Source organism: Alcaligenes faecalis (genome assembly GCF_009497775.1).
GTDB classification, from domain to species: domain Bacteria; phylum Pseudomonadota; class Gammaproteobacteria; order Burkholderiales; family Burkholderiaceae_B; genus Alcaligenes; species Alcaligenes faecalis_D.
Genome location: NZ_CP031012.1, coordinates 3,935,015 through 3,950,812, shown reverse-complemented (window position 1 = coordinate 3,950,812; position 15,798 = coordinate 3,935,015). Strand labels below are relative to the sequence as shown.

General features: G+C 58.0%; 14 protein-coding genes. 11 read left to right on the top strand and 3 right to left on the bottom strand.

The genetic code is table 11. The features are described 5' to 3' along the window. Positions 1 to 5 precede the first annotated feature (5 nt). The 3 genes from DUD43_RS18100 to DUD43_RS18090 are packed head-to-tail and all read right to left on the bottom strand — an operon-like array spanning position 6 to position 3,263. Entirely contained in the window at positions 6 to 1,427 is a 1,422-nt protein-coding gene (locus tag DUD43_RS18100) for a formimidoylglutamate deiminase (protein ID WP_153231376.1), read from the bottom strand. Next, on the bottom strand, positions 1,424 to 2,653 hold the full coding sequence (gene hutI, locus DUD43_RS18095) for an imidazolonepropionase (RefSeq protein WP_153231375.1): 1,230 nt from the start codon (positions 2,651 to 2,653) through the stop codon (positions 1,424 to 1,426). Before hutI ends, DUD43_RS18100 begins: the two co-directional genes overlap by 4 nt. 4 nt (positions 2,654 to 2,657) lie before the next feature. Further along, a complete protein-coding gene (locus DUD43_RS18090) occupies positions 2,658 to 3,263 on the bottom strand; it encodes a HutD family protein (RefSeq protein WP_153231374.1) in 606 nt (201 codons plus the stop codon). A gap of 295 nt (positions 3,264 to 3,558) precedes the next feature. Here DUD43_RS18090 and DUD43_RS18085 point away from each other — a divergent pair, with 295 nt between their 5' ends. The 11 genes from DUD43_RS18085 to rpoH all read left to right on the top strand — a co-directional run bounded on the left by DUD43_RS18085 (position 3,559) and on the right by rpoH (position 15,796). Beyond that, positions 3,559 to 4,755: a PLP-dependent aminotransferase family protein gene (locus DUD43_RS18085; protein ID WP_086061620.1), complete on the top strand. Its 1,197-nt coding sequence runs from the start codon at positions 3,559 to 3,561 to the stop codon at positions 4,753 to 4,755. 210 nt (positions 4,756 to 4,965) lie between these two features. After that, complete coding sequence (gene ubiA, locus DUD43_RS18080) at positions 4,966 to 5,910, top strand: 4-hydroxybenzoate octaprenyltransferase (protein ID WP_045929775.1); 945 nt, start codon at positions 4,966 to 4,968, stop codon at positions 5,908 to 5,910. A gap of 43 nt (positions 5,911 to 5,953) precedes the next feature. After that, positions 5,954 to 7,213 carry a putative Na+/H+ antiporter gene (locus tag DUD43_RS18075; RefSeq protein ID WP_153231373.1) on the top strand — a complete coding sequence of 420 codons (1,260 nt, stop codon included), beginning with the start codon at positions 5,954 to 5,956 and terminating at the stop codon, positions 7,211 to 7,213. 264 nt (positions 7,214 to 7,477) lie between these two features. After that, positions 7,478 to 7,681: an FmdB family zinc ribbon protein gene (locus tag DUD43_RS18070; protein WP_332840192.1), complete on the top strand. Its 204-nt coding sequence runs from the start codon at positions 7,478 to 7,480 to the stop codon at positions 7,679 to 7,681. Positions 7,682 to 7,692: 11 nt separating this feature from the next. Continuing rightward, entirely contained in the window at positions 7,693 to 8,352 is a 660-nt protein-coding gene (locus DUD43_RS18065; protein ID WP_153231372.1) for a DUF502 domain-containing protein, read from the top strand. 42 nt (positions 8,353 to 8,394) lie between these two features. Continuing rightward, a complete protein-coding gene (aspS, locus tag DUD43_RS18060) occupies positions 8,395 to 10,182 on the top strand; it encodes an aspartate--tRNA ligase (protein ID WP_153231371.1) in 1,788 nt (595 codons plus the stop codon). 18 nt (positions 10,183 to 10,200) lie between these two features. Beyond that, a complete protein-coding gene (locus DUD43_RS18055) occupies positions 10,201 to 11,052 on the top strand; it encodes an endonuclease/exonuclease/phosphatase family protein (protein ID WP_153231370.1) in 852 nt (283 codons plus the stop codon). Positions 11,053 to 11,092: 40 nt separating this feature from the next. Beyond that, a complete protein-coding gene (gene clsB, locus DUD43_RS18050; RefSeq protein ID WP_153231369.1) occupies positions 11,093 to 12,334 on the top strand; it encodes a cardiolipin synthase ClsB in 1,242 nt (413 codons plus the stop codon). Positions 12,335 to 12,486: 152 nt separating this feature from the next. Continuing rightward, a complete protein-coding gene (locus tag DUD43_RS18045) occupies positions 12,487 to 13,593 on the top strand; it encodes an S-(hydroxymethyl)glutathione dehydrogenase/class III alcohol dehydrogenase (RefSeq protein ID WP_022983664.1) in 1,107 nt (368 codons plus the stop codon). Between the two features lie 126 nt (positions 13,594 to 13,719). Then, entirely contained in the window at positions 13,720 to 14,613 is an 894-nt protein-coding gene (fghA, locus tag DUD43_RS18040; RefSeq protein WP_153231368.1) for an S-formylglutathione hydrolase, read from the top strand. Positions 14,614 to 14,899: 286 nt separating this feature from the next. Then, positions 14,900 to 15,796 carry an RNA polymerase sigma factor RpoH gene (gene rpoH / locus DUD43_RS18035; RefSeq protein ID WP_153231367.1) on the top strand — a complete coding sequence of 299 codons (897 nt, stop codon included), beginning with the start codon at positions 14,900 to 14,902 and terminating at the stop codon, positions 15,794 to 15,796. Positions 15,797 to 15,798: the final 2 nt, after the last annotated feature.

The window sequence follows — 15,798 nt, the reverse complement described above, 5'->3', positions numbered from 1 at the left end:
TGTATCTAAGCCTTGTTCAGTAGACTACCCAGCGTTTCTTGATAGGCGGCAAAGGCCGCTTCTTCCTGCGGGTGATGTCCGTCCCTAATGCAGGCTTTTCCGCTGACGAATACATCACGAATCGGGTTGGCGTGGGCGCGTTCGGAAAAGACCAGGGCCGACAGCCAATGCTGCTTATCCAGCCCCGCCAGACTGGGGTGTTCCAGATCAATCACCATTAAATCTGCCTGATGGCCGGGGCTGAGCTGCCCACTGGCTCGCCCGGATGCCTGTGCACCACCGCCCGCACAGGTTTCAAACAGGTAGTCCGCCACAAAGGGCTGTTGGGGCGAAGCCAGCACATTGCGTTGCTGGTTGATCAATCGTTGACCATATTCCAGCAAGCGCAGCTCGGCGCGCCAGTCCACGCAGATATGGCTGTCCGAGCCTATGCCCATACGTCCTTGCTCGGCCAGAAAGGTGGCGGCGGGGAACAGGCCATCGCCCAGATTCGCCTCGGTGGTCAGGCACAAGCCTGCTACTGCACCGCTGCGGGCAATTTGGTGGCGCTCCTGTTCGTCGATATGAGTGGCGTGGACCAGGCACCAGCGTTCGTCCACATTGAAGTTGTCGTATAGATAGGCCACCGGGCTGCAGCCTTTGATGTCCTGGCAGGCCAGCACTTCGGCCATCTGCTCGGCAATGTGGATGTGAATCGGGTGGCACGAGGGCAGACTGTGCAGGCCGTCGATCAGGGTATTGATAGAACCGACATTGGCGGCGCGCAGAGAGTGGGGCGCAACACCGTAACGCCGGTCTGCATTCAAGGGATGGCTGTCGTGCAAGGACTCCAGCAGGTACAGCAACTGTGTAGGGCTGTTCAAAAAGCGCTGTTGATCCTGGCGTGGCGCTTTGCTGCCGAAATCGCTGTACTGGTACAGCACGGGCAGCATGGTAATAGCCAGCCCGCTGGCGCTGGCCGCTTCCATGACGCCTTGGGCCAGCAGGCCTATGGGGGCGTAATTCTGGCCGTCGCGTTGGTGGTGCAGATAATGGAACTCGCACACGCTGGTGTAGCCCGCTTTCAGCATCTGTATATAGAGCCATTGGGCAATGGCCTGCATGTGCTCGGGCTCCAGACGGGCGGCGAAGCGGTACATCAGGTCGCGCCAGCTCCAGAAGCTGTCCTGGCCTTGGCCTCGAAACTCGGTCAGCCCGGCCATGGCACTTTGAAAAGCGTGTGAGTGCAGATTGGGCATGCCCGGCAGTACGGCACCCTGAGCTGTGTGGACGGAGCCTGCCGCGTCTATATCCTGCTGGCTGGCTTCGGGTAGAACGTCTGTTAGTGTGCCGTGCTGGTCCCAGCGCAGCAGCACATTGGCTTGCCACTGGCCGTCCAGATAGGCCCACGGGGCCCAGAGTGCTTCATATTGCCGGGGGATGCTCATGGTGATTCCTTACGCAGGTCACGGCTGATGCTGCCTTGGTACACGACCAGGGCGCAGCGCGGCAGGCCTAGCCAGTAGACCAGCTCGGGCAGGGAGTCTATGTCCCAGGCGACAAAGTCGGCGCGGGACCCGATGCTGAGTTCACCGCTAATGTCCGGGGCGCCCAGTGCCTGGGCGGCATGGCGGGTGACGCCTGCCAGGGCTTCGGGAACGGTCAGCCTGAAGAGTGTGCTGCCCATGTTCAGCATGAGTAACAGGGAAGCACAGGGGGAGGTGCCGGGGTTGCTGTCGGTGGACAGGGCCATAGGCACGCCGTGTTTGCGCAGCAATTCAATCGGGGGCAACTGGGTTTCGCGCAGGAAGTAGTAGGCGCCGGGCAGCAGCACAGCCACGGTTCCAGCTTTTTTCATGGCGATGACACCAGCTTCATCCAGATATTCCAGATGATCGGTGGACAGGGCCTGGTAGCGTGTCGCCATTTCCGTGCCGCCCAGATTGGATAACTGCTCGGCGTGCATTTTGACGGGCAGGCCCAGCGCTTGGGCTGCTTTCAGGACACGCTCGGACTGCTTCAGATCGAAGGCGATCCGCTCGCAAAAGACGTCAACCGCGTCGATCAGCCCTTCTTGTGCCAGGGCGGGCAGCATTTCATCGCAGACCAGATCCAGATAGGCATCGGTTTGCCCGGCAAATTCGGGAGGCAGGGCATGGGCACCTAAAAAGGTGCTGCGCACTGTGACCGGGCGCAGCTCGCCCAGACGGCGGGCGACGCGCAGCATTTTGCGCTCACTATCCAGATTCAGGCCGTAGCCGGATTTGATTTCAATCGCGGTGACGCCTTCGTCCAGCAAGGCATCCAGACGGCGCAGGGCTTGGGCCAGTAGTTCGTCTTCGCTCAGGGAGCGGGTCGCTTTGACGGAGGACACAATGCCGCCACCCTGGCGGGCGATTTCTTCATAGGAGGCCCCAGCCAGCCGCAGGGCAAATTCCTGGGCGCGGTTGTCGCCGTAAACAAGATGGGTGTGACAGTCGATCAGGCCGGGGGTCACCCAGCGATTTCCCAGCTTGTGTTCGTAAGTGGGGTGTTGCCACTGCGCGGGCAGGTCATGACGTGGGCCCATCCAGGCGATACGGCCCGCTTGTTCGACCAGACAGGCATCTTCGATGACGTGTTCGGGGTCGGCGTTGGGGGCCAGGCGTAAATCAGTCCAAAGTGTGTAGCTCATCATTTCATTCCGTGGGAGCGATATAGGCGTAGACCAGCGGGGCATCAGCGTGGTCGGCTTGCAGTAGCAGCGACAAGGGGGCGGGTGTGCTGCCCATCAGGGCTTGCCCGGCGTCCAGGGTCCAGCTGTGTGTGCCGGTCTGGAGCTGATAGCCGCCTTGCGGCGCATACAGAAAGTGGGTGCCAGCGTCCAGGCTTATGGAGTCGTTCCGTCCCTGCCATGCTTGCAAGCTGCCCTGGGCCCTGCCCCGGCGCAGCATCAGGTTCAAATCCTGTGTCGGGCCTAGTGGTAACAAACAGGCCATCTTGTCCTCGCCCGCGAAAGCGTAGGGCTGGAACGGATGCAGCACATGGATGTGCTCGTTGTGAATCAATTGCATGTTGTCGCCCTCGATCAACATGATGTGTCGGTCTATGCCGGGAAAGCGGGAGAAATCGCCGGAGGTCTGGACCTGGGCCAGGCTGATGCGCCAGTCAAAGTGCTCGTAGTCGGCATGTTGGGGATGGCACAGCACTTCACGTGTGGTGCCGCCACCGTTTTTCCAGGGCTGCACGAGCAGGCTGCTGATGTTCAGCAGGCGAAGCAAAGTGGCAGGGTGGGGCTGGCTCATGGTGGCATGGCTCCGGGTGGATTTTTAATTGTATATACAATAGCTGAGTATAGACAAAGCACGACGATCGTCTTGAAGGACAGGCCGTTTTTTCAGGGTAAATCCCGAGCACAAACCCTTGGGCTACTTGCGCTGCAAGCCGCTTGGTGGCAAGGTATACGCTAATAAACCCGAGTCATAATTCATTCAAAGGTGCAGGATGCCTGGTTTTTTCGGCATCCTGCGTTATTTATTGCAAGCTATAAAGTTTGCATATGAAGTATTTAATCGTTCTTCTTCAGGACTTCCCCGAATCATGGATACCCTCTCGCAGTCTTTTACCTTTTCCCAACGTGCCCAGAAACTGAGTGGCTCCGCAATTCGTGAAATTCTCAAGGTCACTGCGCGTCCCGAGATTATTTCCTTTGCGGGCGGTTTGCCCACTCCAGTCGGCTTTCCTGTCGAGGAAATGCAAAGCGCGTTCAATAAGGTACTGAGCGAGCAGGGTCGTGTGGCACTGCAATACACCACCACGGAAGGTTATCTGCCCCTGCGCAAATGGCTGGCAGAGCAAATGAGCGCCGAAGGCGCCCCTGTGGACGCCGATGAAATTCTGCTGGTGAACGGTTCGCAGCAAGCGCTGGACATGCTGGGCAAGCTGTTCATTGACGAAGGCAGCAAGGTGCTGGTGGAGTCGCCTACTTACCTGGGCGCTTTGCAGGCTCTGTCCGTGTACGATCCTTCTTTCGTGGCTATTCCTACCGACGGCCAGGGCATGATCCCCGAGTACGTGTCGGCTCCTGAAGCCATGGGTGCCCGTCTGCTGTACGCACTGCCCAACTTCCAGAACCCCACCGGCCTGCGCCTGCCTTTGGAGCGTCGTCAGGATCTGGTGGAGCGATGTGCTGCCGCGCATATCCCTATCGTCGAGGACGATCCTTACGGCGAATTGCGTTACGCCGGCGAGCGTCTGCCTAGCCTGCTGTCCCTGGGCCGCAAGGCAGGTGCGACCGTGATCCGTTTGGGCACCTTCTCCAAGGTGCTGGCTCCCGGCCTGCGCCTGGGTTACATCGTGGCTCCTGCCAAGATCATCGACAAACTGGTGCAGATCAAGCAGGCCACGGACTTGCATACGTCCACACTGACGCAGATGGCGGTTTACGAAGCCGTACATAACGGTTTCCTGGAACAGCACCTGCCCAAAGTGCGCGATATTTACCAGAAACAGTGCGCCATCATGCTGGACGCCATGGACAAGAACTTCCCGGACACAGCCCAATGGACCCGTCCTGAAGGCGGCATGTTCATTTGGGTGACCTTGCCCGAGCACGTGGATGCCACGGCCCTGTTGCAAAAAGCGATTGAAAATCTGGTGGCTTTTGTGCCTGGCGAGCCCTTCTACGCGGGCAAGGACGTCAAGCGCAATACCTTGCGCCTGAGCTTTGCCACCGTGCCTGAGGAAAAAATTCGCGAAGGCATCGCCATCTTGGGTAAACTCATCAAAGAAGCCTGATGGCTGTTTGGCAGGCACTGGACGCAGACTGATGGTCTGCGTCTTTTCATGCGCTGGCTGGGCCAGCGTTGTGGTTTTCAAGGGCCGCCCATCCAGTTTTCTGTGCTCCAGGAGCATGGGCACGTTCCCGGAATCCACCGCATACCCTCTGCCAGAGGGTATGCCTGTTTTCAGTCTACGGCCCAAGGCCTGGATTTAGGTTTTACCTCTATGACATCTCCATCCGCTTCGGAATCCTCCCCGCGCCCTGATCTGTCCGATATGCGCCCCAACAATGATTGGGTGGCCCGCTATCTTCCCGCTTCCTGGGGGCCGTATGCCCGCTTGTGCCGGCTGGACCGCCCCGTTGGTACGTGGTTGACCCTTTTGCCCGCCCTGGCCGCTCTGGTGCAGGCAGCAGACGGTATTCCTACCTTGTGGCGTGTGGTGATCTTTTCCCTGGGTGCCTTGTTGATGCGCGGCATTGGCTGCTGCTTTAACGATATGGCGGACCGTAATTTCGACCACCAGGTTGAACGCACCCGTTTCCGGCCCCTGACCAGCGGCCAGCTCACCATGCGCAAGGCCGTGATTTTCGTGCTGGCGCAGATGGCTGTGTGTGCCTTGCTGCTTTTTGCCATTAATGAGTACAGCCGCTGGCTGGCGCTGGCCCTGTTTCCCATTGTGATGATCTACCCCTTGTGCAAGCGCTTTACCTACTGGCCACAAGTGGTCCTGGGTATCTGCTTTAACTGGGGCATGCTGATGGCCTGGTCCGACACGCAGAATATGGTGCCTTTTGGCGCCATCCTGATGTGGGTGGGCGCGATTTTGTGGCAGGTGGGTTACGACTCCATCTATGCCTATATCGACGTGGCTGACGATACCAAGCTGGGCCTGCACTCTACGGCCCTGCGTTTCCGCGAGGCAGGCAAAACCTGGATCAGCGGTTTTTACATCGCCGCGATGGCCTGCTGGCTGGTAGGCGGTTTTCTGCTGAACGAGCGGATTTTGTACTACGTGGTGATGGCAGTGATTGCCATTCATCTGCTGTGGCAGATGCGGCACTTTGACGTGCGTTACCCCGAGCGGGGCCTGCGTCTGTTCCGCGCCAATATCTGGGTTGGTGTGTTGCTGGTGGTAGCCGCTTTGGCGGGCACGATCAGTCTGGCTTGAAACGCGTTCAAGCAATTTACCTAAAGCTTTAAAGGTTTGAAGAATGGCCTCTCCTCTTGAGTATGTTGCAACGGCGCTCTTTGCCATTGCTATCGTCCACACCTTCTCGGTTCCAGTGTTTGCACGTTTAGCCAACAAAGGCGGCAGCCATGCAGGGCTGTGGCACATGTTGTCCGAGGTCGAGGCCGTTTTTGGCGTCTGGGCCTGTGTGCTGGTGGCGTATATGGCTGTTTTTGTTGATTTGAGTTCGGCCATCGAATACCTGGAAGGGCGCAACTTTACGGAACCCATGTTCGTGTTTGCGATCATGGTGGTGGCGGCCAGCCGTCCTATTCTGGAGCTGGTGAACAAGACTGTTTCTGTTTTGGCGCGTGCCTTGCCCATGCAGGACAAGATTTCCACCTATCTGATTACGATGTCGGTCGTTCCGCTGGCGGGCTCCCTGATTACCGAGCCGGCCGCCATGACGCTGGCTGCCTTGTTGCTACGCAAAGCCTATTTTCGTCATCAGGGTCATGCCGGTTTCAAATACCTGACTGTGGGTGTGCTGTTTGTAAACGTCTCTATTGGTGGTGTGTTGACGGCTTACGCGGCACCGCCCGTGCTGATGGTCGCCAGTACCTTTGGTTGGGACACGGCATATATGTCCACGCACTTTGGCTGGCGTGCCGTTCTGGCCGTGCTGATCAATGCCAGTCTGGTAACCCTGATCTGTCGTAAGGCCTTGCTGGAAATGGGCCAGGGCATACCGGAAGAAAAACAGGCTCAGCGCGCCGTCCCTATTACGGTCATGGCCATTCACGTAGCCTTTTTGGTGGCGATCGTGCTGGGCGCGCATCACCCCATTGTGTTCATGGCTTTGCTGATGCTGTTCATTGGCTACGCCCACTCCTACAAGCATTACCAGAACCCTTTGCTGGTGCGCGAGGGCCTGATGGTGGGTTTCTTTCTGGCCGGTCTGGTGGTGCTGGGCGGTTTGCAAAAGTGGTGGTTGCAGGATCTGCTGGGCGGCTTGTCGCCCACCGTGCTGTTCTGGGGCGCAACGGCGTTGACCGCTGTGACCGACAATGCTGCCCTGACCTATCTGGGCTCTCTGGTTGAAGGCACCTCGGATATCTGGCGCTACATGCTGGTGGCCGGTGCGGTAACGGGTGGTGGCTTGACCGTCATTGCCAACGCACCCAACCCGGCGGGTTTCTCCATTTTGAAGGGCAGCTTCCCGGACGGGGCTATTTCGCCCCTGCGTTTGCTGATCAGTGCGGCTGTCCCGACCCTGATTGCCGCCTGCCTATTTTTGATTTGATCCGGATGGCCGCCTGGCGCGGCCCGTCTGGCTGAGGCAAAGTTCAGTGCGATTGAACGCCAAAAGGGCTAAAATCACGGCAGAAGTGCCCCTGGGCACTCTTTGCGGGTTCTGTTTGAGCGGGTCCCCAGCTTGAAATTTGCTGGTATCGACCCTACTTATTTGTCTCTCGAAGTTTGTTTCGGCTTTTTGTTAGGATGAGTCGTGCCTATCTATGCGTATAAATGCAGCTCGTGCCAATACGAAAAAGATGTGCTGCAAAAAATGTCGGACCCCGTTTTGGAGGTCTGCCCAGAATGTAATCAGCCTACCTTTACCAAACAGGTCACGGCGGCTGGCTTTCAGCTCAAGGGTACGGGCTGGTATGTAACGGATTTTCGTAACCAGGGTGGCAGCAAGCCGGCGGATAGTGGTTCTACGTCCACACCCGCTGCTTCGACGACACCTTCTTCCTCATCGTCCAGCTAACACCATTCCCTATGCGCCCCTTCAAGCGTTATTTCGTCACTGGCCTGCTCATCTGGGTGCCCTTGGTCATCACCGTATGGGTGATGACTTTGCTGATCGAAACGCTGGAGAGCGTGGTGCCGGAGTTTCTTTCTTCGCAGGCCCTGTTCGGCCTGCGGATTCCCGGCTTTAGAATTGTGCTGGTGCTGGCCGTGTTGTTTGGCACGGGTTTGCTGGCGGCCAATTATCTGGGCCGTGCAGTCGTGGATCGTTGGGAATTGCTACTTGGGCGTATTCCTTTGGTGCGTTCCATTTATAATTCGGTCAAACAAGTCAGTGATACGGTGTTGGCACCCGATGGTCAGGCGTTTCGCGAGGCCGTTCTGGTGCAGTATCCCAGGGCCGGTTCCTGGACCATTGCCTTTTTGACCGGAACACCGGGCGGACAAGTGGCGCAGATTCTGGGAGATGACTTTGTCAGCGTCTACGTGCCCACCACGCCCAACCCGACTTCCGGTTTTTTCCTGATGATGCCTCGGGCGGATGTACACAAGCTCGACATGACAGTGGATGCGGCGCTTAAATACATCGTATCCATGGGAGTGGTCAGCCCTACCGAGCCGATCGCTTTGCCCCCTGTTTCTGACCAGCCGGAGGGTCCCGAAGGGACACCTCCCTTGGCTGGAACCTGAATTTTCCAATTTGCAGTTTTTACTATTTCGGAGTCATCCTAGATGCGTACGTGTTATACCGGCGAGGTTTCCAAAGAATACCTGGGCCAGACGGTCAATTTGTTTGGCTGGGTACATCGTCGCCGCGACCACGGGGGTGTGATTTTCATTGATCTGCGCGACCGTGAGGGTCTGGCGCAGGTTGTGGTCAACCCCGACAACGTGCAGGCCTTTGAAGTGGCCGAACGTATCCGTAATGAGTACTGCTTGCGCATTACCGGCCGCGTTCAGGCTCGTCCTGAAGGCACGGTTAATCCTGATCTGCGCTCGGGCGAGATCGAAATCGTTTGTGACGAAATCGAAATCCTGAACGCCTCGGTCACGCCTGCTTTCCAGCTGGATGATGACAATCTGTCCGAAACCACGCGTCTGACGCACCGTGTGCTGGATTTGCGCCGTCCGCAAATGCAGAACAACCTGATGCTGCGCTACAAAGTGGCCATGCAATCCCGTCGCTACCTGGACGACCTGGGTTTCATTGATATTGAAACCCCCATGTTGACCAAGAGCACCCCTGAAGGCGCTCGCGACTACCTGGTTCCCTCGCGTGTGAACGCAGGCGAATTCTTCGCACTGCCCCAGTCGCCCCAGCTGTTCAAGCAAATGCTGATGGTGTCGGGCTTTGACCGCTACTACCAGATCACCAAGTGCTTCCGCGACGAAGACTTGCGCGCTGACCGTCAGCCTGAATTTACCCAGATCGACTGCGAAACCTCCTTCCTGAACGAAGAGCAGATTCGCGAGATCTTTGAAGGCATGGTCACGCACATTTTCCGCACCGTGCAAAACGTGGAACTGCCCAAGTTCCCCACCATGAGCTGGACGGAAGCCATGCAGCGCTACGGTTCGGATAAGCCTGACCTGCGCGTCAAGCTGGAATTCGTGGACGTGGCTGACCTGATGCGTGAAGTGGACTTCAAGGTCTTCTCCGCACCAGCCAACGACCCATCCTGCCGTGTGGTTGCCTTGCGCATTCCAGGCGGTGGCGCCATGCCCCGTAGCGAAATCGACGCCTACACCAAGTTCGTCGGCATCTACGGCGCCAAGGGCCTGGCTTACATCAAGGTCAACGATGTGACCTCGATCCCTGAAGGCTTGCAGTCGCCTATCGTCAAGAACATCAATGTTGAGGTTCTGAAACAGGTGATGGAGCGCACGGGCGCCCAGAACGGCGACCTGATCTTCTTTGGTGCCGACAAGGCCAAGATCGTGAACGACGCGATTGGTGCCCTGCGTATCAAGATCGGTCACAGCGAATTCGGTAAAGCCAACGGTCTGGCCGAAGACGGCTGGAAACCCCTGTGGGTGGTGGACTTCCCCATGTTCGAATACGACGAGGGCGAAAACCGCTACTTTGCTGCTCACCACCCCTTCACCAGCCCCAAAGACGGCCACGAAGACCTGCTGGAAACAGATCCCGGCAAGGCCTTTGCCAAGGCATACGACATGGTGCTGAACGGTTGGGAAGTGGGTGGCGGTTCGGTCCGTATCCACCGTGCCGACGTTCAAAGCAAAGTGTTCAGCGCTTTGAATATTGGCCCTGAAGAAGCACAACTGAAGTTCGGCTTCCTGCTGGATGCGCTGCAATACGGTGCGCCTCCACACGGTGGTCTGGCTATGGGTCTGGATCGTCTGGTCACCTTGATGGCCGGTGCCGATTCGATTCGTGACGTGATTGCTTTCCCCAAGACACAGCGTGCTCAGTGTCTGCTGACCCAGGCCCCATCGGCTGTGGACGAGCAGCAACTGCGCGAGTTGCACATTCGTCTGCGGGCTGTTGAAAACAAGTAAGTCAGATCGGGGGACGGCGTGTCAGTGATTCGGGTAGTTAGCTACAACATTCACAAAGGCCGCTCGGCTTCGGGCAAACGGGAGTCTTTGGCGGATCTGCGCCTGGGACTTTACGGACTGTCTCCCGACTTGTTGTTTTTGCAGGAAGTGCAGGGGCGTAATCAGCTGCAAGGCAGTCTGGACGCCCAGCACGAATCGCTGGCCGCTGCCTTGCGCATGAATACGGCTTACGGGTGCAATGTGGTTCGTCCCCATACGGACCACGGCAACGCCTTGCTGTCGCGCTTTCCCATTTTGCAGTACGAAAACCAGGACATTTCCGACCACCGTATGGAACAGCGCGGTTTGCTCCATGCGATTATCGACGTCGGTGGCCGTCCGGTGCATTGCATTGTGGTGCACCTGGGGCTGTTCAACAGTGGCCGGGTTCGCCAGGTCCAGGCCTTGCTCGATCGCATCAAGCGCATTGTCCCTGCGGACGAGCCCTTGCTGATCGCAGGCGACTTCAACGACTGGAATAACCGGCTGGCCCCCATCTTTGTGCAGCAGCTGAATCTGTACGAGGTGTTTTCTTTCTCGCCTCGTGGTCAGGCCGATAACCGTTTCCGTCTGCGTCAGCCCATCAAGTGGCTGCGTACCATGCGCAAAAGCGGGCTGGTCGTGCCGGATCAAGGCATTCAGCTGGGCGTGAATGGTGCCGCACGCATGACGCCACCTCCTCGGACCTTTCCCGCGGCATTCCCCTGGCTACGTCTGGACCGTGTCTATCAGCGTGGTTTTGCGGTGCGTAATGCCCGCGTGCTGGTGGGCGACCCCTGGAAACAGTTGTCCGACCATGCCCCCATCCTGACCGAGCTGGAGCTGCCTTAAAGGGCGTTCAGTGGTTTCTTAACGCATAGGCCTAGCAAGCATGCCGAGTCTGAAGCGCGATCCACTTTGGCACGAAGGTAATCAAATCACGCTGCTGCAAAACGGCCAGGAGTTCTTTCCGGCTATTTGCGAGGCTATCGATCAGGCCAGAAAGCGCCTGCATCTGGAAACCTACATCTTCAACCTGGATGACAGCGGTCACAGCGTTCTGGACGCCTTGCGTCGCGCCTGTGAGCGCGGTGTGCGCGTGCGCGTGGTGATTGATGGCTTTGGCAGCGATGTGCATGCCTTGCAGATTGCCGAGCAACTGAAGGCCATGCGTGCCCGCTACCGGATTTATCGCCCCAAGCCCCAAGGGTGGCGTGAACCGCGCCTGTCCTTGCGACGCCTGCGCAGGCTGCACCGGAAAATGCTGGTGGTTGATGAGCGCATTGGCTTTGTGGGCGGCATCAATATTCTGGATGACTTTGATGAAGTGCCCTTGATCAACGGGCAGGGCAGGCCGCGCTTTGATTTTGCCGTGCGTTGCGAAGGGCCGATTGTGGACGATATGGTGCGTGCCCAGCAGGCACTATGGCTGCGCATGGCCTGGCGCAGGCGCAAGGACTGGGATAGCTTCACCCAGCGTTTCACCCTGTGGCGTGAATGGCGCAAGCGGCGTCAGGCCCGTAAGAAGGCGGAGCAGGCCGGGCAGGTGTTTGAAGGGGTACGGGCCAGCTTGCTGCTGCGGGACAATGTGCGCCATCGTCAGCAAATAGAGCAGGCGTATCTGCACTTGCTTGGCAAGGCGCAGGAGCAGGTGGTGCTGGCCAATGCCTACTTCTTTCCGGGCCGGACCTTGCGCCGTCGTATCGAGCAGACGGCGGAACGAGGCGTGCGGGTGCGTTTGTTGCTGCAAGGCCATGCTGAATACTTCCTGCAATATCGGGCCTGTAGATTCATGTATGGGCAGTTGCTGGATCATGGCATCGAGCTGTACGAGTACAAGGCCAGCTATTTGCACGCCAAAGTCGCCGTGATCGACGATTACTCCATGGTGGGCTCGTCCAATCTGGATCCGTTCAGCCTGCTGCTGGCGCGCGAGGCCAATGTGCTGATTCAGGATGTGCCTTTCACCCAGGATTTGCAGGCCAAGCTGGAATACGAGATCGAACACAATGCCGCCCGCGTCTACCCGGAGCAGTACCAGCGCCTGGGTTTGTTCAGCCGACTGGGCGATTATCTGGCCTACGGGATGTTGCGTCTGGGCGTGCTTCTGACGGGCAAATCGTCCTTGTATTGATGCCTGCCAGGCAATTTGTACGGGTCTTTACCCATACAAGGTGCCGCCAGCCGGGCCGAGCCTTATAAAATACTCTCTATACTTTAAGAGTTTGGTCCCGAAGGACCGAGTTTGCCGTAACCATAATTACTTTTACCCGGAGGGTGGACCACATGAAAACACGTGCAGCTGTTGCCTGGAAAGCGGGCGCACCGCTAACGATTGAAGAGGTCGATCTGGCAGGTCCCAAAGCGGGCGAAGTGCTGGTCGAGATCAAGGCGACGGGCATTTGCCATACCGATTACTACACCTTGTCTGGCGCGGATCCAGAAGGTTTGTTCCCAGCCATCCTGGGCCATGAAGGCGCAGGCGTGGTGCTGGATGTAGGCGCTGGGGTGACCAGCCTGCGTCCTGGCGATCACGTGATCCCTCTGTACACACCCGAGTGCCGTCAGTGCAAATCCTGCCTGTCGCGCAAGACCAACCTGTGTACCGCCATTCGCTCTACTCAGGGCAAGGGCCTGATGCCCGACGGCACCTCGCGTTTCTCCATTGGTGGCAAGCCTGTGCACCACTACATGGGCACATCGACCTTCGCCAATCACATCGTGGTGCCGGAGATTGCCTTGGCCAAGATTCGTAACGACGCGCCTTTCGACAAGGTGTGCTACATCGGCTGTGGCGTGACCACAGGCTTGGGCGCTGTGCTGTTTACCGCCAAAGTGGAAGCGGGTGCCAACGTGGTGGTGTTCGGCTTGGGCGGTATTGGCCTGAACGTGATACAGGGCGCCAAGATGGTCGGCGCTGGCAAGATCATTGGCGTGGACATCAACCCCGAGCGCGAAGCCATGGCTCGCCAGTTCGGCATGACCGATTTCGTGAACCCCAATGAAGTTGAAAACGTGGTGGACCACATCATTCAACTGACAGATGGCGGCGCGGATTACTCCTTTGAATGTATCGGCAACACCAAGGTGATGCGTCAGGCACTGGAGTGCTGCCACCGCGGTTGGGGCCAGTCCATCATTATTGGTGTGGCCGAGGCCGGTGCCGAAATCTCCACCCGTCCGTTCCAGCTGGTAACGGGTCGCGAATGGAAGGGCTCCGCCTTTGGTGGCGCTCGTGGTCGTACCGACGTGCCCACGATTGTGGACTGGTACATGGATGGCAAGATCAATATCGACGATCTGATCACCCACACCCTGCCGCTGGAGCGCATCAACGAAGGCTTTGACCTGATGAATGCCGGTAAATCCATCCGTTCGGTGGTGATGTACTGATAGACGTCGCTTGAGGAGGGCGCAGGCAGCCGCCTGCACCCTTTATCCCGGTTCCAGAGTTCCTTGCCGCCCTTGGGCGTGCCCTAAACTTTGGACCGGATCTGCAATTGAGAACAAGAGGGGGCTATGACTCAGACACTGGAACTGCTCAACGAACACCGCTGTTTTAATGGTTGGCAGCGCTACTACCAACACGCTTCGCAGACAATTGGCCTGCCCATGCGTTTTTCTGTGTATATGCCGCCGCAACTACAGGCCAGCGCCCAGAAAGGGGCTGCCAGTCTGGCAGAGGCTATCGGGCAAGGCCGTGTGCCTGTGCTGTTTTTCCTGGCAGGGCTGACCTGCACGGAAGAAACCTTCATGATCAAGGCCGGTGCCCAGCGTTACGCTGCCGAGCACGGCATCATGTTGGTCACTCCCGATACCAGCCCGCGTGGCGCAGGGGTAGAAGGGGAGGATGAAGGCTGGGATCTGGGAACCGGAGCCGGTTTCTATCTGGATGCCACTGAGCCTGGGTGGAACAAGAATTACCGCATGGAAAGCTATGTGACCCAGGAGCTGTTTGATCTGGTCACGACCATTCTGCCCGGCGACGCCAGCCGTGTGGGTATTTTTGGTCATTCCATGGGCGGCCACGGTGCCTTGACGCTGGCTCTGCGCCATCCCGGCAAGTACCGCTCCGTGTCGGCCTTTGCGCCTATTGCTGCGCCGACCCGCTGCCCCTGGGGCGAAAAAGCCTTTGGTGCCTACCTGGGTCAGGATCGTCAGGCTTGGGAACAACACGACGCCAGCGCCTTGATGGCCAAGGCCAGTACACCGTATCCCGCCGGTATTCTGGTGGATCAGGGTTTGAGCGACGGCTTTCTGGCCGAGCAACTGTATCCGGAAGTATTCGAGCAGGCGTGCGAGCAGGCCAAACAGCCTTTGACCCTGCGCCGTCACGATGGCTATGACCACGGCTACTACTTCATCTCGACCTTCATTCAGGACCATCTGAATTTCCACGCCGAGCGACTGTGATCGCTGGATAAACAAGGTCGCACTTTGTTATTTTCAGGTGGGCATTAAGGCGTTACTCTCAGGCAGCCACAGTTTTTTGCCTGTTTGTGGCGTTCTGCCCACCGATTTGCCGCAGTTTTCCCCCAAGTAGTGAACTTTTTCTTGCTGCGACGCTCTTATTCCTGTATTCGAAATTTTTAGCACTCCAGACCATCGAGTGCTAAACTCAATGATTGTTGAAATACGTTTTCTGCGGTTTGAGGGCCTTGTTTAGTGCTCTCGCCGGCTGACTTTTGAAGGATTTTCCATGACACAACAAGCGAACGCTTTGGCCCTGACGTCTGGTAATGAACTCGTCGCCGCCGTGTCTAATCCAGGCGCACTGGGGACGATCGAAGCGTATATTTCTGCTGTTAACCGCCTGCCCATGCTCAGCGCTGAACGCGAAACCGAGCTGGGTCAGCGTCTGCGCGACCAGGATGACCTGGATGCTGCGCGTGAACTGATTTTGTCGCACCTGCGTCTGGTGGTTTCCATTGCCCGCCAGTACCTGGGTTACGGCTTGCCTCATGCCGACCTGATCCAGGAAGGTAATGTGGGCCTGATGAAGGCCGTCAAACGCTTTGACCCCGATCGCGGTGTGCGTCTGGTGTCGTTTGCCGTGCACTGGATCAAGGCCGAGATCCACGAATATGTCGTGCGCAACTGGCGCATGGTGAAAGTGGCCACGACCAAGGCCCAACGCAAACTGTTTTTCAACCTGCGCCGCATGCGTCCGGACGGACAAACGCTGGATACGGCTCAGGTAGACGCGATTGCCCGTGAACTCGATGTGCGTCCACAGGACGTCAGCGAGATGGAAGTGCGTTTGTCCGGCCACGATATGGCTCTGGAAGCCCCGGCCAACGACGACGATGACAACTTCGCGCCTATTTCCTACCTGTCTGACGAAGGACACGAGGAACCGACACGCGTGCTGGAGCGTCGTGCCCAGGACATGCTGGAAGGCAGCGGCCTGGAAGAGGCGATCGACACGCTGGACGAGCGCTCGCAACGCATTGTGCGCGCCCGCTGGTTGCAGGACGATGGCGGTGCCACCTTGCACGATCTGGCCGCCGAATTTGGCGTGTCGGCAGAGCGTATCCGTCAGATTGAAGTGGCTGCATTCAAGAAGCTGCGCGTCGCTTTGGCGGCCGCGGTTTAAGC

Excerpts from the sequence above, each read along its gene's own strand:
- DUD43_RS18070 (WP_332840192.1), top strand. The coding sequence starts at position 7,478 with ATGTCGGACCCCGTTTTGGAGGTCTGCCCAGAATGTAATCAGCCTACC.
- fghA (WP_153231368.1), top strand. The coding sequence starts at position 13,720 with ATGACTCAGACACTGGAACTGCTCAACGAACACCGCTGTTTTAATGGT.
- DUD43_RS18085 (WP_086061620.1), top strand. The coding sequence starts at position 3,559 with ATGGATACCCTCTCGCAGTCTTTTACCTTTTCCCAACGTGCCCAGAAA.
- DUD43_RS18065 (WP_153231372.1), top strand. The coding sequence starts at position 7,693 with ATGCGCCCCTTCAAGCGTTATTTCGTCACTGGCCTGCTCATCTGGGTG.
- DUD43_RS18090 (WP_153231374.1), bottom strand. The coding sequence starts at position 3,263 with ATGAGCCAGCCCCACCCTGCCACTTTGCTTCGCCTGCTGAACATCAGC.
- clsB (WP_153231369.1), top strand. The coding sequence starts at position 11,093 with ATGCCGAGTCTGAAGCGCGATCCACTTTGGCACGAAGGTAATCAAATC.
- ubiA (WP_045929775.1), top strand. The coding sequence starts at position 4,966 with ATGACATCTCCATCCGCTTCGGAATCCTCCCCGCGCCCTGATCTGTCC.
- DUD43_RS18075 (WP_153231373.1), top strand. The coding sequence starts at position 5,954 with ATGGCCTCTCCTCTTGAGTATGTTGCAACGGCGCTCTTTGCCATTGCT.
- aspS (WP_153231371.1), top strand. The coding sequence starts at position 8,395 with ATGCGTACGTGTTATACCGGCGAGGTTTCCAAAGAATACCTGGGCCAG.
- rpoH (WP_153231367.1), top strand. The coding sequence starts at position 14,900 with ATGACACAACAAGCGAACGCTTTGGCCCTGACGTCTGGTAATGAACTC.
- DUD43_RS18045 (WP_022983664.1), top strand. The coding sequence starts at position 12,487 with ATGAAAACACGTGCAGCTGTTGCCTGGAAAGCGGGCGCACCGCTAACG.
- hutI (WP_153231375.1), bottom strand. The coding sequence starts at position 2,653 with ATGAGCTACACACTTTGGACTGATTTACGCCTGGCCCCCAACGCCGAC.
- DUD43_RS18100 (WP_153231376.1), bottom strand. The coding sequence starts at position 1,427 with ATGAGCATCCCCCGGCAATATGAAGCACTCTGGGCCCCGTGGGCCTAT.